Origin of the sequence: Nonomuraea sp. H19 (assembly GCF_052068215.1) — a bacterium.
GTDB lineage: Bacteria > Actinomycetota > Actinomycetes > Streptosporangiales > Streptosporangiaceae > Nonomuraea.
In genome coordinates, this window is sequence record NZ_JBQHCV010000016.1 from 97,933 (window position 1) to 117,470 (window position 19,538).

The following is a 19,538-nucleotide window of genomic DNA, read 5'->3' on the forward strand; positions in this document are numbered from 1 at the left end:
ATCCGTGGCAGTCGGTCCACTCGTCCTGGAGACCCCCTGCGGTGGGAGGGTTCCGCATCGTGGGCCGGCTCGGCCAGGGCAGGCATGTCCGGGGCCACCGAGCTCACTCCGCCTGCACCACGACGTACGGCGCGGCTGGCGGAGGGAACGATCTCGGCACCCGAATAGGCGCCTGCTGGCGCTGCCACGTGGGGCGGCGGCGCCGGGCGGGGCTCAGTACGACTTCTGGGTCTGGACGTTGAAGTCGTCCATCTTGACCTGCTTGGCCGGATCGGTGAGCGGATCGTTGATCCGCAGGACGTCCAGGCCCTCGTGCATGTCGCTGGAGTAGATGTAGCCGTTGTAGTAGTACGCCGACCACGAGCCCGCGATGCCGCCGCCGCCGAGCGGGCCGCGCTCGAAGTAGCCGATCTCCTTGGGGTTCGCCGAGTCGGTGAAGTCCCAGATCGACACGCCGCCCTGATACCACGACTGGACCATGATGTCCTTGCCAGGCACCGGGATCAGGGAGCCGTTGTGCGCCACGCAGTTCTCCTGCGGCTGCTGCTCCCTCGGGATCTTGAAGTAGCTGCGCCGCTCCAGCTTGCCGTCCACGAGGTCGTAGACGGCGTTGGCGCCCTTCGTTGCCGGGGTGTTGCGGTCGCAGGTGGCCTGGCCGCCGCCGCCCAGCTCGTCGCCGAACACGACCTTCGTCCCGGCGTTGTTGAACGTCGCCGAGTGCCAGATCTGGAAGTTCTCGGTGTCGGTGAGCTGCTGCAGGACCTTCGGCTGGACCGGGTCGGAGATGTCGAGCAGCACGCCGTCGCCGAAGCAGGCGGCCGCGGCCAGCTTCTTCTCCGGGTAGGCGGTGATGTCGTGGCAGCCGGAGGCGAAGTCGGAGTGCTGACGCTCAGGGAAGATATTCGGCTTCGCCACGATTTTTGCGGATTGTGGCGAATTTATCGGGACTTCTACGATCTGAATGAGTTCGTGCGGCGCCGGGCAGGTCGCCGAGTCGGGCTCGGGGCCGGGCGAGGAGACGTACACGTAAAGCTTGTCCCCGGCGGGCACCATCGTGTGGGTGTGCGAGCCGCACTCGGTCTGGACCGCGCCGACGTACTTGGGGCTCTTCTTGTCACTGACGTCGAAGATGCGCAGCCCCTCCCAGGCGCGCTCGCCGTCGCCCGCGTCGCACTCCGGGCCGCCGCGCGGCTCGTCGATGGACAGGATCAGCAGGTCGCCGTGGACGGTGACGTCGTTCTGCTGCGCGGGGCAGGCCACCTGGCTCACGATCGCCGGCTTCGCCGGATCGCTGATGTCGTAGATCGAGAACCCGCCGAAGTTCCCGACGTATGCGTAGTCGCCCTGGAACGCCAGGTCCGTGTTGAGGTCATCGTCCCCGTTGAACGGCGCGGTCCGCGGCACGTGGGCGACGTGCTCGACGTTGTCGCTCTTCATCACGTCGCCGGTGGGCGGGGCGGGCGTATTCGCTGGAGCGCTGGTCTCCTGCAGTGTGGTCGCGGGTGTCGCCGGCAACGGGCCCGCCACGCATGCGGAGACCATTAACAGCACCGTGCACAACACCGCTCCGCGCAACTTGGCAGAGATCAACGCGCATCCCCTTTGTCTCGTAGTTCACTATGGAAGCTATGCCAGCAGGTTCGTGGCCGCGTACGGTCTTCATCACAGTTATGGCGATATTTGCCCTTGCAGCCTGCTCCTCGCGGCCCTCCGGCCTACCCTCTCCCATAGGTACGGATGCGCCCGTCCTGGTGCCGGGAAGCCCAGGAGGCCCAGGTCGTACGGCGACGCCGGGGGAGCGGGTCGGGCAGACGCCAAAGCCGGCCACAGCCTCGGATGTCCGCTTCGCAGAGGCAATGATCCCTCATCACCGCCAGGCCCTGGAGATGACCTCCCTGGTGGACGAGCGCACCACCACGCCGTCGATCCGCGCCTTCGCCCGCTCGATCACGGCCGCGCAGACGCCGGAGATCAAGGCCATGACCGGCTGGCTCGCCGAGCTGGGCCGCCAGGCCCCCGCCGGGCACGAGCACGGGCAGGCGGCCGGCTACGGGATGGCGTCCGAGGAGGAGCTGAACGCCCTGCGCGCCGCCCGGGGAACGGCCTTCGACCGGCTGTTCCTGCAGCTCATGACCAAGCACCACCAGGGCGCGGTCAAGATGGCCGGTGAGGAACTGGCCAACGGGCGCGACCAGCGCATGCGGATGCTGGCAAAGGACGTGTACTCGGGACAGAGCATCGAGATCGCCCGTATGAAGCAGGTCCTGGACTCGCTGCCCGCCTAGGTCATGAGGAGGAGGGATGCTGCCGGCTCACGAAGGCCAGAGCATGTTCGTCAGCTCGGCGTCCAGGTCCATGAAATCGGTCTCGCGCCCCGCCGGCACCTTCTCGTAGGTGCGATGGAGGAACTCGGTGAGCGGGGCCAGCGGCACTTCGAAGAGCGCCTGTCCGAACGGCGAGGTGAGGCTGATGTGCAGCGTGCGCTCGCCGTCGGCGCGCGCGGGCCACACCTGCACGTCGCCGTCGCCGACACGCCGCACGATGCCCACGGTGAGCAACTCGCGGGCGAAGATCCACTCGACCGGCTCGTCGTTCCCTACGTGGAAAGCCATGCGGATGGCATACGGATCGTCGGCTGTGTAACTCAGTCCGGCGAGCAGGGGGACGGTAGTACGGTCGGGGACCACAAGCCGAAGGCCAAGCTCGGCGGAGACGGTGGTGCTGTTCATCGTCAGCCAAACCTTTTCGTCGTAGGTCCCCTCTTCGGGGCTTTCACTGCTCTGACGGACTTCGTCCTGAGCTATGACGCGGAACGAAGAAACCTCTAGGAAAGATTCCGCTTCAGGGGCCTTCTGTAACGCACATCACAGCTGGACATTTAGGCATCTACCAGGCTAAACGGCATCAATCGGGTCGCATTTGCAAGGGTTTTGCGTCTTGTGGATCTTGTTCCAGCGGGCCGACCGTGAACGTTCTTCCTGAAGATCGCGATCGATGCCTTCCGGAACACGACGATCGTATGCCACCGACCCCTGCTGCCGGTGGGCAACCGCCGCCTTTCACCCGAATCCCTCCCCTCGCCCTCGCCTGCCAACCCCTCCGGATCGCGCTTTCGCTTCGCCAGCACGTGCCAGAGTGCGGTATGGTTTTCCACGTCGGCACCGCGAGGACCGGCAGGGCGGGCGATTAGCTCAGCGGGAGAGCGCTTCGTTCACACCGAAGAGGTCACTGGTTCGATCCCAGTATCGCCCACCGAACTCAAGGGCCACATCCCAACACGGGAGTGGCCCTTTTGATCTTCCAAGTGACTAACTGAGCAACTGTCCCGCTCCACGGTCGTTACCTGGAAAGATCCGATCCATGACGGTCGCGCCATCCTGGCTGCCATCGACCCAGGCAAGCCCACAGGCCGCCTCCTCCGCCGTAAGCCCGGCTGTGACCATTGGCGTCCAATGGCTGCGGAAAGTGCGCGGGCGAACGTATGCGCGAAGCCGGGCCTGCGCCTCCGTCGCCGGCCCGCTGCCGCGTCGCGGTGGGTCGATGGCGGACGGGATGGACAGGTGTTGCCGGTCGCGCTGTAGAGCGTGAAGAGCGCCAACTTCGACACATAGAGTGGGAATCCGCACGGACATTCTCCGATCCGCCGGGCTGTGGAACTACCACACGTCATCACCGCAGGAACGAGAGCGCGTGAACATACTCATCATCCTCGCCCTCGTAGCCCTTCTCGCAGGCGCCGTCCTAGCAGCCACCCAGAAGGTGTGGCCCATAGCCCTGCTCTGCCTCGGCCTGTTCCTCGCCGTCCTCGCCGACGCCGGCGTCATCCCGAGCTAGGCCGCCCCAGGTTGTTCCGGCACACGCCCACGGCGGACGCGCCGAACAGGCCGAAGCCAAAGCAGGCGGCAGAGGACGAGGTGTCGATTTTCCGTGCCAGTCGTTCATCATCGTTGTGGGAGGTTGCGATGAAGTTTGCACTGCTGTTGTTCGATCCCGAGGGTTACTGGGAGCAGGTCTCCGAGGAGCAGATGAAGGCGGCGATCGAGGAGCACGCGGCATTTGCGCGGTATCTGGAGGAACGAGGGGTCGCGTTCTCGGGGGAGGCGTTCAAGCCGGGCACGGAGGCGCGGGCGTTGCGCCGGTCAGCCGGCGGCGGCGTCGAGGCCGCCGACGGGGCCTTCATGCCTCTGGCGCAGGACCTGGCCGGCTTCTACCTGGTGGAGTGCGCTGACTTGGGCGAGGCCGAGGAGATCGCCCGGCACTGCCCGACGGGGGCGGGGATCGAGATCCGGCCTGTGTGGCAGGCGCCGGCGTGATCTGCCTGAGCCTTACGGGTCCAGGGCTCGGGAGCTCATGAGCGCGAGCCGTGCCTGATGGCCTGGCGGACGACGGCCGGGCGCATCAGGGCGGCCGGCGGGTCCAGGAGGCCGACGACGCGGGCGAACGCGATCGCGCATGACGGATCGCGGGTGGCCGCGCGCTGCACCCGCCCGACGTACCGGCCGATCAGCCGGGAGGCCAGGGGCGGCTCGCCGGGGACGCCGGGGAAGGCCAGGTCCGCCGAGAGGGCGAGCTGCCAGACGGGTTCGGTGACGCGCAGGGCGGCGCCGAAGTAGCGGCGTTCCAGGTCGTCGCGGCCGCGGGCGAGGGTGTCGCGCAGCGCGACGGCGTGCAGGGCGGCGGCGCTCATGCCCTGGCCGTACAGCGGGTCCACGCTGCAGATCGAGTCGCCGGCCGCGATCAGGCCGCGGGGCAGGCGGCGCAGCCGGTCGAAGCGGCGGCGTACGGCGTTCGGGAAGCGGGCGGGGACGATCTCCGCGGGCGGCGGAGCGGCGCGTAAGGCGGGGAGCACGTCCGGCATCGACGGCGGGACCACGGTGGCCACGTAGTCGAGGAAGCCGTCATGGTCGGTGGGCGGGTGGTCGCCGCACATGCCGCCCGCGCTCAGGATCCACCGCTCGCCCTCGACGCGGAACAGCGCGATGCCGCGCGGGTTGGCCGGCGTGCTGCCGATGAGGATCAGCAGGTCGCCGCCGAAGGCGTCATCCGGCAGGTCGAGGTAGCAGGTGGCGTACCCGACGTCGACGGCGACCTCCTCGACCGCAGGCCGGTCGAATCCGCTCTCGCCCAGCCACACCGCGGCCCGGCCGGCCCGGCCCATGGCGTCCACGACCAGGTTCGCGTCGAGCGTGCGGTCCTCGCCCGGCCGCCCGATCCGGGCGCCCGCCACCGCGTCCGCGCGGAAGACCGGCCCGACGGCGTCCCAGCCGTCCAGCAGCTCCACGCCGGGCAGCGCGAGCAGCCGGCGGCGTACGTGATCCTCCAGGAACGGCCGGGTCAGGGCCAGCCCTTGGCCCGGCATCGGGGTCCGGCACATCAGGTTCCCGCCGAGCACCATGCGGGCCTGCACCAGAGGCCGGTACGTGACGGCGCCCGCCGCCACCATCTCCTCCACCACGCCGGGGAACAGCTCGTCGATGATCTCCTGGCCGCGCGGCAGGAGCGCGTGCGCGTGCCTGCCCTGCGGCACCCCGCGCCGCGGCCCCCGCGTCAGCCGGTCGCGTTCGACGACCGTGACCCGCTCGAACCGATCGGCGAGCACGCGCGCGGACAGCAGCCCCGCGAGCCCGGCCCCGAACACCACCGCATGATCCATTGGGCCAAGATCTCTCAGGAACGCCATTCTGCCAAGCCCTGATCATTTACTCTGGGCGATGTGTCCGAAAACGAGGCAGGACTTCCTGGAGTCGACCCGCGTGTCCCGAACCCGGCCCGGATCTACAACTACTTTCTGGGCGGCAAGGACAACTTCGCCGCCGACCGGGCGGCCGCGGAGGCGGTGCTCGCGATGGCGCCCGAGGTGCGCGTCGCGGCCAGGGAGAACCGGGAGTTCCTGGTACGGGCCGTCGACTACCTGACGCGGGGGGTGGGCATCCGGCAGTTCGTGGACATCGGCGCCGGGATCCCCGCCGAGCGCCCCGTGCACGAGGTGGCGCAGGCCGTCGATCCCGACGCCAGGGTCGCGTACGTGGACAACGACACCATCGTGCTCAGCCATGCCCGCGCGCTGCTGGACAGGGGGCGCGGCACTGCGGTCGTGGGCGGGGACGTGCGCGAGCCCGAGGCCATCCTGGAGGCCCCCGAACTGGCCGGGCTGATCGACGTCGGCCGGCCGGTGGCCGTGATCCTCATCGCGGTCCTGCATTTCGTGCCCGACTCCGACGATCCGGCCGCTCTCGTGCGGCGGCTGGCGGATCGGCTGCCCTCGGGGAGCCACGTGGTCATCACGCACCTGTCCGATGGGGGCGTGCCCGACGACCCGCGCATCGCCGCCACGCGGGAGCTTTATCGCGGAGGGCTGCATTTCCGGCCGCGCAAGGAGATCGAGGCGCTCTTCGACGGGCTCGAACTCGTCGAGCCGGGCCTGGTGGGGGTCGGCGAGTGGCGCCGCGCAGGCGCGGGCGGGACGTCGTGGTGGCTCGCCGGGGTCGCCCGCAAGGCCTGACGTCCGGTCAGTCACCACGGCCACAGAGGGGTGGGGCGGTCACGGCCAGTGCTGGACGCCGCCGGCCGATCGGGTGAGGAGGGACGTTGAGAGAGCCATCGGGCGAGCTGATGAGGGCCGTGGCGCAGGCGTACGGGCTGGGGGAGCCGCTCGGCCCGCCGGTGTACGCGGCGCGCGGCGAACTGGGGCGGATCTGGCGCCTGGACACCGGGCGCGGTTCGTGGGCCGTCAAGGAACTGCTCGTGCCCGCCGAGGAGGCGGGCGCGCGGAAGGACGCGGAGTTCCAGCTCGCCGCCAGGAAGGCGGGTGTACGACTGCCGCGGCCCGTCATGACGGCGGACGGCGACGTGCTGTTCGACGGGGGGTGGCGGGTGTACGAGTGGGTCGACCTGGCGGACGGCGACGTGGTGACGGGGGCCGAGCTCGGCATCGTGACGGCCGGGCTGCACGGGGTGGGGCATCCGGCCGGGGGACCGGCGGACCCGTGGTTCTCCGAGCCCGTCGGGCGTTCCGGGTGGGAGGCGCTGGCGGCGGCCGGTGGTGAATGGGCGCCGGCGCTGGAGCGGGCCCTTCCCGATCTCCTCGCGCTGGACGCTCTGGTGACGCCGCCCGGCCGGGAGTCCCTCACCACCTGCCACCGCGACGTCAACGTCGAGAACGTGCGCCGCGCGGCCGACGGCGGCGTGGTCGTGCTGGACTGGGAGAACTGCGGGCAGGCGCGGCCGGCGTGGGAGCTGGCGAAGATCCTGGTGGAGCTTTCGCCGGCGGACGCGGTCACGGCATACCGCGCCTATCGGGCCGCGGGCGGGCCCGCGACGGTGGCCGAGCCGGTCGACTTCTCCATGGCGATCGCCGAGCAGGGGCATCTCCTGGAGTTCTACGCCAGGCGCGCCCTGTCCCCGGCGGAGTCCGAGGAGAACCGGGCCAGGGCCCGCGCCCGGCTGAGCACGATGCTCGACCGGCCGCTGACCCCGGCGAGGATCGACGCTCTGCTGGCCGCACTCTGAGCCGTCGAGCTGCGCGGGCGCGCACGGAGAGGGCTGCGCGGGCGCGCACGGCGACGGCTCACCGGCCGCGCAGGATCAGCCCCAGTCGCCGGCGTTGCCGCTTGGCCTGCCACGCCGCCCGCTCGTTGGCCTGCGGGAACGGCTGCCCGGGCACGGGCACGCCGAGGAACGCGCACAAAGGCCCCCACCCCTCCCCGACGTCGAACACCAGCAGCCGCTCGGCCGGGATCGCCGCCTTCACCTCGGCGAGGTGCCGGTCGAAGACGCCGAGCACGTGGTCGCGGTCGCCGATGCGGCCGTCGAAGACGCGGTCCATGATGGTGGCCCTGGCCATCCGCGGGTAGAGCGCGAAGTCGGGGGCCCGCCGCGCCACCAGCCGGCGGATCACCCGGCGGTGCAGGGGCAGCGGGCGCCGCTCGGCCAGGGCGCTGCGGAAGATGGTCTCGCTGACGCTGTCGTACCAGCGCTCCGGGTCGCGGACGGTGAGGATGACCTTGGCGTCGGGGTAGTGCGCGGCCAGCTCGCGCCAGTAGGCGGCGGCGGGCCAGTCCAGCGCCGACCGGAAGCCGGCGAACACCGCGTCCCAGTCGCGGGAGCCGCCCTCGCCGACGTCGAGCCACTGGCGCACCCGGTACGGCTCCGCGATGACCGCGGACATGTGGTAGCAGGGGCCGTACCCCAGCAGTTCGAGTGACGCCTTCAGCGAGCGGGTCCCCGTCCGCCCGAACCCCGCGCCGATCACCTTCACGTCGCGCTCACCACCCGTACGTTTCTGATCCGGCTCTGATCTGGGCTGTCTAGCGTCACGGTGAATCCGGTTATATGACGAAGTTCCGGAAAAGCCCAGAGGGGAGCCGTACATGCCTGAACCGCTCTTCCCGCATCCCCTGCTCGACGCGCTGCGTGCCGCGCCCGGCACGCCCGCCTTCGAGCACGCGGGCAGGATCGTGTCGCGAGGCGAGCTGCTCGATCTGATCAGGCGGCTGGCGGGCGCGATGGCGGACGCGGGCCTCGGCCCTGGGCGGGCGGTGGCCGTGCGCACCGCCGTCACCCCCGAGGCGTTCGCCGCCCACATGGCCGCGCACGCGCTCGGCTGCCGCGTCGTGGGCATCCGCCCCGGGTACACCCCCGCCCAGCTCGCCCACATGCTCGGCATGGACGTCGACGCCGTGCTCGTGGACCCGGCCACGGCGGCCCCGGAGCTGTCCGGCAAGCAGGTGCTGTCGCTCGGCCCCTGCCCGGAGGCGGCCGATCTGCTGGCGTACCCGGACGACGGCCGGCCGCTCACCGTGTCGGCGCGTCCCGGCGACGTGGCCGCGCTGGTGTTCACCAGCGGCAGCACCGGGCGACCCAAGGGCTGCGCGATCACCTACCGGGCGCTCACGGAGCACTGGTCGTGGCAGCCGGGCGTGTGGTCGCCGGTTTCCACCGCCCTCGCCCGGCACTTCGAGCGCTACCTGCTGTTCGGCACGCTCTCCAGCATCGTCGTGCTGGAGTTCGTGGGGCTGTGCCTGCTGGGCGGCGGCACCGCGGTGATCCCCGAGGACGACGGGCGGCCGCTGTTCCCGTATGCGATCGAGCGGCACCGGATCACCGGCTCGATCGTGACCGTGCCGCGGCTGTACCAGATGCTGCGGCTCCTGGAGGAGGACGCGGCCGACGTCGGCAGCCTGCGGGCGCTGATGGTCTCCGGCTCGCCGATCAGCGCGCGGCGCCTGGCGGCCGCGGTGGAACGGCTGGGGCCCGTCGTCTACGTCGGATACGGGCAGACCGAGGCGAGCAACATCTCCATGCTGACCCCGGAGCACATCACCGCGGGCCGCGGCCTGGGTTCGGTGGGCCTGCCGCATCCCATGGTCGAGATCAGCGTGCGCGACGGGGACGACCGGGAGCTGCCGAAGGGGCGGACGGGCGAGATCCACGTGCGCAGCCCGTACGTGATGTCCGGCTACTGGGGCGACGAGGCGCAGACCCGCGACACGCTCAGGGACGGCTGGATACGCACCCGCGACCTCGGATACGTGGACGAGGACGGCTTCCTGCACCTGGAAGGGCGCTCCCGGGACGTGATCCTGGTCAACGCCCTCGTCGTGTACGCCGGCCCGATCGAGCGCGTCCTGAACGCCCACCCCGACGTCGACGAGGCGTACGCGGCCGGCGCGCCCGACGAGGACACCGGCGAGGCCGTGCACGCGTTCGTCGTGCCCGCGGCGGGCCGGACCCCGGACCCGGCCGCCCTGTCCGCGCTGGTCAAGGCCGAGCTCGGCGAGGACAGCGGGCCCAAGACGATCACGGTGGTGCACGACGTGCCGATCGCCGCCAGCGGCAAGCCCGACAAGCGCGCCCTGCTGGCCCGGCACGGTCAGACCGCTCTCTGAGCAATTTCTGAGAATTGTCCGCCAACACTGATGTTGTCCTTTCAACCACATCGTTGTGATGGAGGCGTCAGTGCCGGACAAGGCCCTCGACTACCTGGTGATCGGCGCGGGCCCGGCGGGCCTGCAGCTCGGGTACTACCTGCAGAAGGCCGGGCGCGAGTACCTGATCCTCGAAGCGGGCCCCGCCCCGGGCCAGTTCTTCCGCACCTTCCCGCGCCATCGCACGCTCATCTCGATCAACAAGAAGCACACCGGATGGGACGATCCCGAGCTCAACCTCCGGATGGACTGGAACTCGCTGCTGTCGGACGACCCCGGCCTGCTGTTCACCCGCTACAGCGACCGGTACTTCCCGCACGCCGACGACATGGTCCGCTACCTCGCCGACTTCGCCGAGTCGACGGGGCTGCGCATCGCGTACGACGCCCGCGTGGCCCGCGTCGCCCGCCCCGGCGGTGACCATCGCGGACCGTTCGTGGTGACCGACGAGCACGGCCGCACGTACGAGGCGAAACGGGTGGTCGTGGCGACCGGCGTCAGCCGCCCCAACATCCCGCCCATCCCGGGCATCGAGACCGCCGACCTGTACGGCACCGCCTCCGCCGACCCGGCCGACTACGTCGACCGGCGGGTGCTCATCATCGGCAAGGGCAACTCCGCCTTCGAGACCGCCGACAACCTGATGGAGACCGCCGCCGTCATCCACGTCGCGGGCCCGAACTCGGTGCGCATGGCCTGGCGCACCCACTACGTCGGCCACCTGCGCGCGGTCAACAACAACCTGCTCGACACCTACCAGCTCAAATCCCAGAACGCCCTGCTCGACGGCGACGTCCGGCGCATCGAACGCCGGCCCGACGGCTCCTATCTGGTGACCGTGGCCTTCGCCCGCGTCGACGAGGTCACCAAGGACATCCCGTACGACCGCGTGATCGTCTGCACCGGCTTCCGCTTCGACGCCTCGGTCTTCGCTGACGAGTGCCGCCCCGAACTGATGATCAATGGCAGGTTCCCGGCGCTCACCCCCGCCTACGAGTCCGCCAACGTGCCCGATCTCTACTTCGCGGGCACGATCACCCAGTCCCGCGACTTCAAGCAGGGCACCAGCGGCTTCATCCACGGCTTCCGGTACGGCGTGCGCGCCCTGCACCGCATCCTGGAGTCCCGCCACCACGGCGTCCCGTGGCCCGCCAAGATGCTCGCGGCCCAACCGGGGCCGCTCGCGACCGCTGTCATCGACCGGGTCAACCGCACCTCGGCCCTGTGGCAGCAGTTCGGGCTGCTGGCCGACGTCATCGTGCTCGACGGCGACGGCATCGCCCGCTACCTGGAGGAAGTGCCGTACGACCTGGACGAGCCGATCGGCGACCACGGCCACTTCGCGATCACCCTGGAGTACGGCCCCGACCACGACAAGGCGGACCCGTTCGACATCGCGGTCGCCCGCATCGGCCAGAGCGACTCCGCCCGCGCCCACGAGGGCCACTACCTGCACCCCGTCGTACGCCACCACCGGCCGGGACGGCCCGTCGTCACCCACCACATCACCGAGAACCTGGAGAACGAGTGGACCTCCGAGGAGATCCACGTCGAACCCCTCAGGGCCTTCTTCGCCCGCCAGACCGCGACCGTCCCGGTGTGATCATGGACCTGGCGACCCTGCGCGAGTTCGAGGCCGAGGCTCGCGCCCGCCTCGACCCCGCGCACTACGACTACTTCGCCGGCGGCGCCGGGGACGAGGTCACGGTGCGGGCCAACGAGGCCGCGTTCGGCCGGCTCGGCCTGCTGCCGCGGGTGCTGCGCGGCGTGACCAAGCTCCAGACCGGCATCACCCTGCTCGGCAGCCGCGCGGCCATGCCCGTGCTGATCGCGCCGACCGCGTTCCACCGGCTCGCCGACCCCGAGGGCGAGCGGGCCACGGCGCGGGCCGCGGCGGCGGCGGAGACCATCATGATCGTCAGCATGGCCGCGACCGTCGCCATCGAGGACGTGGCCGCCGCGGCGCCCGAGGCCGAGCTCTGGTTCCAGCTGTACATCCAGCCGGACCAGGCCTTCACCGGGAAGCTCGTCCGGCGGGCCGCGGCGGCCGGGTGCAAGGCGCTGGTCGTCACCGTGGACTCGCCCGCGCTCGGGCGGCGCGAGCGCGATCTGCGCAACGGCTTCCACGACCTGCCCGGGCACCTGTGCTGCGAGAACCTGCGTGACGGGGCTCGCGGCGGCCGGGTGCGGCCTGTCGTCATGGCGCCCGAGCTGTCGTGGGAGCACCTCGACCGGCTCAGGGACATGACGTCGCTGCCGATCGTGCTCAAGGGCATCACGCACCCGGCCGACGCCCGGCTCGCGCTCGACCACGGCGCCGCCGCGATCATGGTGTCCAACCACGGCGGACGGCAGCTCGACACCGTGCCCGCCACGATCGACCTGCTGCCGGACATCGTGGCGGCGGTCGGCGGCGCCGTACCCGTCCTGCTGGACGGCGGCGTGCGGCGCGGCACCGACGTGCTGAAGGCCCTGGCGCTCGGCGCCGCCGCGGTCGCGGTCGGCAGGCCGGTGCTCTGGGGGCTGGCGGCCGGCGGCGAGCGGGGCGTCGGCCGCGTGCTCGGCCTGCTGCGCGCGGAGGTCGAGCACGCCCTCACCCTGTGCGGCTGCGCGTCGATCCACGACCTGGACCCGGGAATGGTGCGACGGTCATGCTGATCGCGATCCTGCTGGCGATCGCGGTGCTGGCGAGCCTGCCGTGGTGGCTGCCCGCCCGCATCGTGGCGCTGCGCGTACGCGTCTTCAACCGGATCAACGGCCAGGAGGACATCCCCGTGCCCGGCGACCTGGTCGGCGTCGACCGGTTCAAGGAGGTCTACTCCCATCCGGCGGCCGGCGGGCGCAGCAAGGGCGCGGCGCTGTCGGACCTGTTCTGGTACTGGCTGTCGCCGGGCCCGGAGATGCACCAGGAGCACCTGGAGGCGGGGGAGACCTACGACGCCGTCGCCCGCACCACGCGCGCCCTGCTGGCCGTGCCGCGGGCCGAGGCCGAGGAGCTCACCCGCCGCTGCGCCGCGCGTACGCTCGGGGACGCGCGGGGCCTGGTCCGGCTGCGTGACCTGATGATGCCGCTCTGGGCGGAGTTCTACTACGAGCTCGTCTTCGCCGCGCCGTGCCCGCGCGAGGCCCGCGACCTGATCGTCGGCAACGCCGACGACGTCGTCACCGCGCTCAAATGCTGCGGCCTGCGGCACATGGAACGCCGCCACCGGCTCACCCGCTACCTGCTCGGCCGCCTGCCCCAGGTGCGCGTCCCGCTCCCGCCCGGCCTGTCGCCCCAGGAGCAGGCCTTCTACCTGCAGGGCGCCTTCTTCAACACGGCCGTCGTGCAGATGTCGGAGGCCATGGCCCACCTGCTGATGGTCCTCGCCCAGCACCCCGGCGTGCAGGACAGCGCCCGCCACGCCGACGACCGCCACCTCGACCACGTGATCGCCGAGGCCATGCGGCTCTATCCGCTGTTCGGCATCGCCCACCGCATCACCACCGGCGACATCGAGCTCGAGGCGCGCACCACGATCCCGGCCGGCTCGGTGCTCTGCTTCGACTACCCCGAGTTCCACCGCACTGGGCATCCGGACCCGGACCGCTTCGACCCCAGCCGTTTCCACCGGCCCGCCAGGGAGCTCAACCACATCCCGTTCGGCGTCGCCGCCAACCGGCCCTGCCCGGCCTGGCGGCTGGCGCCGATCACCATGCGGGCCGCCACCCGGGAGATCCTCGCCCGGTACGCCCTCGCCTCCACCGCCGCGCACACCCGGTCCCTGCCCAACCGGGGACCGTGCCTGCTCACCCCGCTGGACGCCCCCGGACCCGCCCGCGCCGCGCTGGCGTGGATGCGCGTGCGCGACCGCTGGGAGGACGTCTGGCGCAGCCTCGTCCAGCTCGTTCTCGGCACCTACATGGTGTGGGACGCGCGCCGGCGACGACTGTGCGAGCGCCACTTCGCCGCATGCCCCGTCACCCATCGCTGAGCGGAGAACGCTATGCTCCTCCTGGCCCAGGTAGCGGCCCCCGACCCGAACCTCGCCCTCATCCTCAAGGTCCTGCCCGCCCTCGTCGTCATCCTGCTCGCCGCGGCCCTCTGCGGCCGGCTGGCGCAAATGGTGATGCAGCCCCGCGTGCTCGGCGAGATGGTCGCCGGCGTGCTTCTCGGGCCGACGCTGTTCGGCTGGCTGTTCCCCGAGGCCCAGGCGGCGCTGTTCCCGCCCGAGGTCAGGCCGGTCCTGTACGTGCTGAGCACCATCGGGCTGACCCTCTACATGTTCCTGGTCGGCGCGGGGCTCGATCACAGCGCGCAGACCCCCGGCGAGGTGCGCAAGGCCTCGGTTCTGGCCGCCTCGGGGATCGTCCCCTCGCTGCTGCTCGGCTTCGGCGCGGGACTGGTGTTACACGGCCTGCTCTCCCGCCCCGACGTCAGCCCGGTTCAGTTCGCCCTGTTCGTCGGCGGCGCGTTGTCCCTGACCGCGTTCCCCATGCTGGCCAGGATCCTGTACGAGCGCGGCCTGGAGAACTCGCCGATCGGCCGGCTCACCCTGGTGGCCGCCTCCATCGACGACGCCCTGGCCTGGTGCCTCCTGGCCGTCCTGTCGGCCATGCACCTCGGCGCCGGCCCCGCCGGGGCGCTGCCCACCATCGCGCTGACCGCCGTGTTCGCCGTCGTCATGCTCAAGGTCGTCGCCCCCATGCTGCGGCCCATGGGCAGGACCGTCGCGCGCACCGGACGGCTCGGCCCCACCGCCATGTACGCCGTCATCCTCATCCCGCTCACGGCCGGCTGGCTGACCGACTGGATCGGCGTGTACTCCGTCTTCGGCGGCTTCTTCGCGGGCCTCGCCATGCCCCGCGATCCGGCCTTCCGCGAGGCGCTGCACGGCCGCATGATGGAGGTCGTCTCGACCCTGTTGCTGCCGGCGTTCTTCACCTTCTCCGGGCTGAACACCCACCTCGGCGGCATCGCGGGCGGCGCGATGCTGCTGGCGTTCGCCCTGATCCTGGCGGCCGGGTTCTGCGGCAAGTACTTCGGCTGCGCGCTGTCGATGAAGGCACTCGGATTCGGCTGGCGGGAGTCGTACGCGGTCGGGGCGCTCATGAACGCCCGTGGGCTGATGATCCTCATCTTCATCAACATCGGCCTGGCCCAGGGGATGATCACGCAGGAGCTGTTCGCCATGCTCGTGCTCGTGGCCGTGCTCACCACCGCCGCCGCGCTGCCGCTCTACAAGCTGGCGTTGCCGGAACGCCTCGAACGCGCGCGAAAGCTTCAGTCCGCCGGCGAACTCGTCCGGTCCAATTCCACATAAATTCGCAGATCAGGCCCTTTCTCGCGGTTTTACCGCGAGTCCAGCGGCGAAGTGGACCTGGTAATTCTCCGTCGGTGATGCAAACGTGGTCTGGTGGTTCGGACATCCGGCACGGCCGACCCGCCCTCCCGTCGGCTGCTGCTCATCGAAGACGACCGCGAACTGGGGGACATGCTGATCGGCCTGTTCACCGAGCAGGGCTACACCGTCGACCTGGCCCTGGAGGGGCAGCGCGGACTGCATCTCGGGCTGAGCCGCGCCTACGACGTGCTCATCCTCGACCGCGGCCTGCCCACGCTCAACGGGATCGACCTGCTGCGGCGGCTGCGCCGGCAGGCGGTCACCACGCCGGTGCTCATGCTCACCGCCTTCGGAGCGGTCGCCGACCGGGTCGCCGGGCTCGACGCGGGCGCCGAGGACTACCTGGTCAAACCGTTCGACGTGGACGAACTGCTGGCCAGGGTGCGGGCGCTGCACCGCAGGAACCTCGACCAGGCCACGCTGCTGCCGCTCGGCGATGGCTGGCTGGACGCCGAGGCGCACCTCGTGCGGCTGCCGAGCGGGGAGCAGGTGAGGCTGTCGGGACAGGAGTGCCGGCTGCTCAGCGCCCTGGCCACGCGGCCGCGGCAGGTGCACACCCGCACATCGCTGCGGCAGCGCGTCTTCGACGGCGCCGAGAAGGAATCGATCGTGGACACCTACGTCTACTACCTGCGCAGCAAGCTGGGAGCGAAGGTCGTGAGCACCGTGCGAGGCGTGGGGTACCGCCTGGGTGGGCTGTGAACGGGCACCGGCACGCGCGGCGAGGGCGGGCGGATCCGGACCAGCGCCTGCTCGTCCGCGCCCGGCGCAGGCTCACCGCGCAGGTGGCGGGGGCGATCTCGGTGGTGCTCGCGCTCGTCGGCGTGCTGATCCTCTGCTTCATGGTGCACGAGCAGGACGCCTCCGCGCGGCGCGAGCTGTCCGCCGCCGGCCGGGCCCTCGTCGCCCACCCGCCGCCCTGCGTGTGGTTGTTCGAGCTCCGCGGCGGGACCGTACAGAGCTCTCCGGGCGCCCCGGTGTCGCTGCCGGTACGCGCGGAGCTGGACCGGATCGCCCGCGGCGGCGCGCCGCGGGTCACGGAGGCCGAGGTGGCCGGTCGCGGTTACCTCGTCCGCACCCAGCGCCGCGGCGACGCGATCGTCCAGGCCGTGATGGACCTGCGCTACCAGGCCGCCGAGCGGAACAGGCTGCTGCGCACCCTCGCCATCGCGGAGATCGCCGGGCTGCTGGCCGCGTTGTTCGTCGGCCAGGTCGTCTCCCGCCGCGCGATCGCCCCGCTGGGTGAGGCCCTGGCCCGCCAGCGCCGCTTCTCCGCCGACGTCAGCCATGAGCTGCGCGCCCCGCTCACCCGCCTGAACACCCGCGCCCAGCTGCTCGCCCGCAGGATGCGCGGCGGCACGGACCCGATCCTGCTCATCGACGAGGTGGACCAGCTCGTGACCGGCAGCAGGCAGCTCGGCGAGGTGGTCGAGGACCTGCTGCAGTCGGCCCGGTTCCAGCGGCTGCGCCGGCCCTTCGGCCCGGTGGACCTGGCCGCGCTGGCGGCGGAGGCGGTCGTGGCCGAGAACGCCCGCGCGCAGGCCCAGGAGGTGACGATCGAGCTCCGCTGCGAGGGCGCCGGCGACCACGTCGTACGCGGAGTGGAGTCCGCGCTCCGCCGCGTGCTCTCCGCCCTCCTGGACAACGCGCTCGGCCACACGGGGCCCGGCGGCCACATCTGGGTGACCCTCTCCAGCGAACCGGACGTGGTCCGGCTCGCCGTCCGTGACGACGGCGCGGGCCTGGACCCGGGCGACACCGAACGCCTCTTCACCCGGTTCGTGGGGGGCGGCTTCGGGCTGGGGCTGGCGCTCGTACGGGAGGTGGTGGAGGGCCACCACGGCACCATCACCGCCGACGGGCGGCCCGGAGCGGGGGCCGTCTTCGTGGTCCGGCTGCCCGCGGACGCCGCCGGGCCGCCGTCTCGTCCGCCGGGCGAGCCGGAGCCGGCCGGCCGGTCGGCGCGGGAACCCGCGTAAGCGTTTCCTGGCGGGGTAGCCGGGACCGGATGCGCATCGAGGACTGGTTCCTCACCGAGGAGGAGCGAGGCAACCCGGCGACCGGGCTGGAGCCCTGGTCGGCCGGCAACGACGTGCGCCCGCTCGTGCACGGCGCCGCCTACTTCGCCGAGCTGAACGCCTGCCTGGCCGAGCTGGGCAAGGACGACCTGCTGCTGTTCGCCGACTGGCGCGGCGACCCCGACGAGCGCCTCGCCCCGGACGGGCCCAGCGTGGGCGCGGCGATGGCGGCCGCGGCCGAGCGGGGCGCCCTGGTACGCGGCCTCATCTGGCGCTCCCACCTGGACCAGCTGCGCTTCAGCTCGGCCGAGAACCGCCACCTGGGTGAGGACATCGAGGCCACCGGCGGCCAGGCCCTGCTGGACACGCGCACCAAACCGGGCGGCTCCCACCACCAGAAGTTCGTCATCCTGCGCCACGACCGCGACCCGGCCAGGGACGTGGCCTTCGTGGGCGGCATCGACCTGTGCCACAGCCGCCGCGACGACGTCACGCACGAGGGCGATCCGCAACGCGCGCCGATGCCGGCCGTCTACGGCCCCCGCCCGCCCTGGCACGACGTCCAGGTCGCCATCCGCGGCCCCGCGGTGGCGCACGTGGCGCAGGTGTTCTGGGAGCGCTGGGCGGACCCGGCCCCCGAGTCCCGCGACCCGTTGCGGCGGCTGCGCGACCACCTCCAACGCCTCGACGACGCTCCCGCGCTGCCCGAGCCCGGCCCGCCCCCGCCGCCCGCCGGCCACCACAATGTGCAGCTGCTGCGCACCTATCCGGCCAGGCGCCGCGGCTACCCGTTCGCCCCTCACGGCGAGCGCAGCATCGCCCACGCCTACCGCAAGGTGCTGGCCCGCGCCCGCTCACTGATCTACCTGGAAGACCAGTACCTGTGGTCGACGGACGTGATCGAACCGTTCGCCGAGGCCCTGGAGCACCGGCCGGAGCTGCGCATGATCGTGGTCGTGCCGCGCCACCCCGACCAGGACGGGTGGCTGGCCGGCCCCGCCAGCCTCATCGGCCGCGCCGACGCGCTGCGCCGCCTGCGGACGGCCGGCGGCGACCGGGTCGCCATCTACGACCTGGAGAACCACCACGGCATCCCGATCTACGTCCACGCCAAGGTCTGCGTGGTGGACGACATCTGGGCCGCGGTCGGCTCCGACAACGTCAACCTGCGCTCCTGGACCTACGACTCCGAGCTCAGCTGCGCGGTCCTGGACGAGCACGAGGATCCCCGCCCGCCCTCCGGCGCGCTGAGATTCGCCCGCGAACTGCGCCTGGCCCTCATGGCCGAGCATCTGGACCTTCCCGAGGACGAGCGCGACGGGCTGTGCGATCCGGTCGCCGCCTTCGACGCGTTCGCGCGGTCCGCGGACCGCCTGGAGAGCTGGCACCGGGGCGGTCGCTCCGGGACGCGCCCGCCGGGGCGGTTGCGCCCCCACCCGTCCCCGAGCCTGTCCCGGCTCCAGAAGCTGCTGGCCCTGCCGCTCTACCGGCTCGCCATCGACCCGGACGGCCGCCCCAGGTCCCTGCGCCGCTCGGGCGGCTTCTAGGGCCGCGTCCGGCGAACGTCCGCCCTGTCGACGATCTCGCGTAGCCGGGCGCCGGTGGGGGTTTCTTGCGCGCCGCCCCCCAAGACCGCCATCCGGCCGGCACGTCACGCTACAACGGGATAGACGTCACCTGGCGTGGCACTAAACTTGTATCACTCGTTCTCTTGTATCGTTCGTGTTTATGAAGGTAGGTTTGGCGGCATGACCGCACCCAGGACTCCGACCACCGCCGAGGAGCTGCGCGGTGCCGGCCTGCGGGTGACGGCCGCCCGCGTCGCACTGCTCGAGACCGTCCGGGACGGTGACCACCTCGACGTCGACGCGATCGCCTCCGGGGTGCGCGACCGCGTCGGCCATATCTCCCTTCAAGCCGTGTACGAGGCCCTCCACGCGCTCACCGCGGCGGGGCTCCTACGCCGCCTCGAACCGCCGGGCAGCCCGGCCCGGTTCGAGGGACGCGTCGGCGACAACCACCACCACCTCGTGTGCCGGTCGTGCGGTGTCGTCGCAGACGTCGACTGCGCGGTCGGCCACGCGCCCTGCCTGACCGCATCTGACGACCGCGGCTTCTCGATCGACGAGGCCGAGGTCATCTATTGGGGCCTGTGCCCCGACTGTTCCACCGCCCGCAGTGCCTGAGCACCGCGATCCGCATAGTCCGGA

At 71.5% G+C, this 19,538-nt stretch carries 18 protein-coding genes and 1 tRNA gene; 15 read left to right on the forward strand and 4 right to left on the reverse strand.

Annotated elements, in window-relative coordinates:
* Positions 1-213: 213 nt before the first annotated feature.
* Positions 214-1,590, reverse strand: coding sequence for an LVIVD repeat-containing protein (locus ACTMTI_RS32145; protein WP_441124394.1), 1,377 nt, complete (start codon positions 1,588-1,590; stop codon positions 214-216).
* A gap of 80 nt (positions 1,591-1,670) precedes the next feature.
* Here ACTMTI_RS32145 and ACTMTI_RS32150 point away from each other — a divergent pair, with 80 nt between their 5' ends.
* Positions 1,671-2,285 (forward strand): DUF305 domain-containing protein, encoded by a 615-nt coding sequence (locus tag ACTMTI_RS32150; protein ID WP_441124395.1) that lies wholly within the window; start codon positions 1,671-1,673, stop codon positions 2,283-2,285.
* Positions 2,286-2,312: 27 nt separating this feature from the next.
* Here ACTMTI_RS32150 and ACTMTI_RS32155 read toward each other — a convergent pair whose 3' ends face one another.
* Positions 2,313-2,729, reverse strand: a complete 417-nt coding sequence (locus tag ACTMTI_RS32155; protein ID WP_020547189.1) for an SsgA family sporulation/cell division regulator — start codon at positions 2,727-2,729, stop codon at positions 2,313-2,315.
* Positions 2,730-3,180: 451 nt separating this feature from the next.
* Here ACTMTI_RS32155 and ACTMTI_RS32160 point away from each other — a divergent pair.
* From ACTMTI_RS32160 to ACTMTI_RS32170, 3 genes are all read left to right on the forward strand, one after another.
* Positions 3,181-3,252 (forward strand) — tRNA-Val (locus ACTMTI_RS32160).
* A 438-nt stretch (positions 3,253-3,690) separates the two neighbouring features.
* On the forward strand, positions 3,691-3,834 hold the full coding sequence (locus tag ACTMTI_RS32165) for a hypothetical protein (protein ID WP_441124396.1): 144 nt from the start codon (positions 3,691-3,693) through the stop codon (positions 3,832-3,834).
* Between the two features lie 128 nt (positions 3,835-3,962).
* Entirely contained in the window at positions 3,963-4,313 is a 351-nt protein-coding gene (locus ACTMTI_RS32170; protein ID WP_441124397.1) for a YciI family protein, read from the forward strand.
* Positions 4,314-4,348: 35 nt separating this feature from the next.
* Here the strand turns inward: ACTMTI_RS32170 and ACTMTI_RS32175 are convergent, their stop codons facing one another.
* Positions 4,349-5,653: an NAD(P)/FAD-dependent oxidoreductase gene (locus tag ACTMTI_RS32175; protein WP_441124398.1), complete on the reverse strand. Its 1,305-nt coding sequence runs from the start codon at positions 5,651-5,653 to the stop codon at positions 4,349-4,351.
* A gap of 60 nt (positions 5,654-5,713) precedes the next feature.
* Between ACTMTI_RS32175 and ACTMTI_RS32180 the strand changes: the two genes are divergently transcribed.
* Positions 5,714-6,502 (forward strand): SAM-dependent methyltransferase, encoded by a 789-nt coding sequence (locus ACTMTI_RS32180; protein ID WP_441124399.1) that lies wholly within the window; start codon positions 5,714-5,716, stop codon positions 6,500-6,502.
* 86 nt (positions 6,503-6,588) lie between these two features.
* Positions 6,589-7,509, forward strand: coding sequence for a phosphotransferase (locus tag ACTMTI_RS32185; RefSeq protein WP_441124400.1), 921 nt, complete (start codon positions 6,589-6,591; stop codon positions 7,507-7,509).
* A gap of 58 nt (positions 7,510-7,567) precedes the next feature.
* On the opposite strand, the gene ACTMTI_RS32190 is transcribed toward ACTMTI_RS32185, so the two are convergent.
* The gene (locus tag ACTMTI_RS32190; RefSeq protein WP_441124401.1) at positions 7,568-8,257 is read right to left on the reverse strand and encodes a sulfotransferase family protein; all 690 of its coding nucleotides are present in this window, start codon (positions 8,255-8,257) and stop codon (positions 7,568-7,570) included.
* Positions 8,258-8,369: 112 nt separating this feature from the next.
* Between ACTMTI_RS32190 and ACTMTI_RS32195 the strand changes: the two genes are divergently transcribed.
* The 9 genes from ACTMTI_RS32195 to ACTMTI_RS32235 all read left to right on the forward strand — a co-directional run bounded on the left by ACTMTI_RS32195 (position 8,370) and on the right by ACTMTI_RS32235 (position 19,514).
* A complete protein-coding gene (locus ACTMTI_RS32195; protein ID WP_441124402.1) occupies positions 8,370-9,887 on the forward strand; it encodes a class I adenylate-forming enzyme family protein in 1,518 nt (505 codons plus the stop codon).
* A gap of 70 nt (positions 9,888-9,957) precedes the next feature.
* On the forward strand, positions 9,958-11,529 hold the full coding sequence (locus ACTMTI_RS32200; RefSeq protein ID WP_441124403.1) for an NAD(P)-binding domain-containing protein: 1,572 nt from the start codon (positions 9,958-9,960) through the stop codon (positions 11,527-11,529).
* A gap of 2 nt (positions 11,530-11,531) precedes the next feature.
* Positions 11,532-12,584, forward strand: a complete 1,053-nt coding sequence (locus ACTMTI_RS32205) for an alpha-hydroxy acid oxidase (RefSeq protein ID WP_441124404.1) — start codon at positions 11,532-11,534, stop codon at positions 12,582-12,584.
* Positions 12,578-13,900, forward strand: a complete 1,323-nt coding sequence (locus ACTMTI_RS32210; protein WP_441124405.1) for a cytochrome P450 — start codon at positions 12,578-12,580, stop codon at positions 13,898-13,900. Before ACTMTI_RS32205 ends, ACTMTI_RS32210 begins: the two co-directional genes overlap by 7 nt.
* A 12-nt stretch (positions 13,901-13,912) precedes the next feature.
* Positions 13,913-15,229 (forward strand): cation:proton antiporter, encoded by a 1,317-nt coding sequence (locus ACTMTI_RS32215; protein ID WP_441124406.1) that lies wholly within the window; start codon positions 13,913-13,915, stop codon positions 15,227-15,229.
* A 93-nt stretch (positions 15,230-15,322) separates the two neighbouring features.
* Positions 15,323-16,012, forward strand: coding sequence for a response regulator transcription factor (locus ACTMTI_RS32220; RefSeq protein ID WP_441124407.1), 690 nt, complete (start codon positions 15,323-15,325; stop codon positions 16,010-16,012).
* Positions 16,009-17,289: a sensor histidine kinase gene (locus ACTMTI_RS32225; RefSeq protein ID WP_441124408.1), complete on the forward strand. Its 1,281-nt coding sequence runs from the start codon at positions 16,009-16,011 to the stop codon at positions 17,287-17,289. Before ACTMTI_RS32220 ends, ACTMTI_RS32225 begins: the two co-directional genes overlap by 4 nt.
* Positions 17,290-17,318: 29 nt before the next feature.
* The gene (locus tag ACTMTI_RS32230; protein WP_441124409.1) at positions 17,319-18,875 is read left to right on the forward strand and encodes a phospholipase D family protein; all 1,557 of its coding nucleotides are present in this window, start codon (positions 17,319-17,321) and stop codon (positions 18,873-18,875) included.
* 201 nt (positions 18,876-19,076) lie between these two features.
* Positions 19,077-19,514 carry a Fur family transcriptional regulator gene (locus tag ACTMTI_RS32235; protein ID WP_441124410.1) on the forward strand — a complete coding sequence of 146 codons (438 nt, stop codon included), beginning with the start codon at positions 19,077-19,079 and terminating at the stop codon, positions 19,512-19,514.
* Positions 19,515-19,538 lie beyond the last annotated feature (24 nt).

What these genes read in the sequence shown, in the direction of transcription:
- ACTMTI_RS32150 (WP_441124395.1), top strand. Translation starts at nt 1,671, where the DNA reads ATGGCGATATTTGCCCTTGCAGCCTGCTCCTCGCGGCCCTCCGGCCTA.
- ACTMTI_RS32155 (WP_020547189.1), bottom strand. Translation starts at nt 2,729, where the DNA reads ATGAACAGCACCACCGTCTCCGCCGAGCTTGGCCTTCGGCTTGTGGTC.
- ACTMTI_RS32170 (WP_441124397.1), top strand. Translation starts at nt 3,963, where the DNA reads ATGAAGTTTGCACTGCTGTTGTTCGATCCCGAGGGTTACTGGGAGCAG.
- ACTMTI_RS32175 (WP_441124398.1), bottom strand. Translation starts at nt 5,653, where the DNA reads ATGGATCATGCGGTGGTGTTCGGGGCCGGGCTCGCGGGGCTGCTGTCC.
- ACTMTI_RS32195 (WP_441124402.1), top strand. Translation starts at nt 8,370, where the DNA reads ATGCCTGAACCGCTCTTCCCGCATCCCCTGCTCGACGCGCTGCGTGCC.
- ACTMTI_RS32205 (WP_441124404.1), top strand. Translation starts at nt 11,532, where the DNA reads ATGGACCTGGCGACCCTGCGCGAGTTCGAGGCCGAGGCTCGCGCCCGC.
- ACTMTI_RS32210 (WP_441124405.1), top strand. Translation starts at nt 12,578, where the DNA reads ATGCTGATCGCGATCCTGCTGGCGATCGCGGTGCTGGCGAGCCTGCCG.
- ACTMTI_RS32215 (WP_441124406.1), top strand. Translation starts at nt 13,913, where the DNA reads ATGCTCCTCCTGGCCCAGGTAGCGGCCCCCGACCCGAACCTCGCCCTC.
- ACTMTI_RS32230 (WP_441124409.1), top strand. Translation starts at nt 17,319, where the DNA reads ATGCGCATCGAGGACTGGTTCCTCACCGAGGAGGAGCGAGGCAACCCG.
- ACTMTI_RS32235 (WP_441124410.1), top strand. Translation starts at nt 19,077, where the DNA reads ATGACCGCACCCAGGACTCCGACCACCGCCGAGGAGCTGCGCGGTGCC.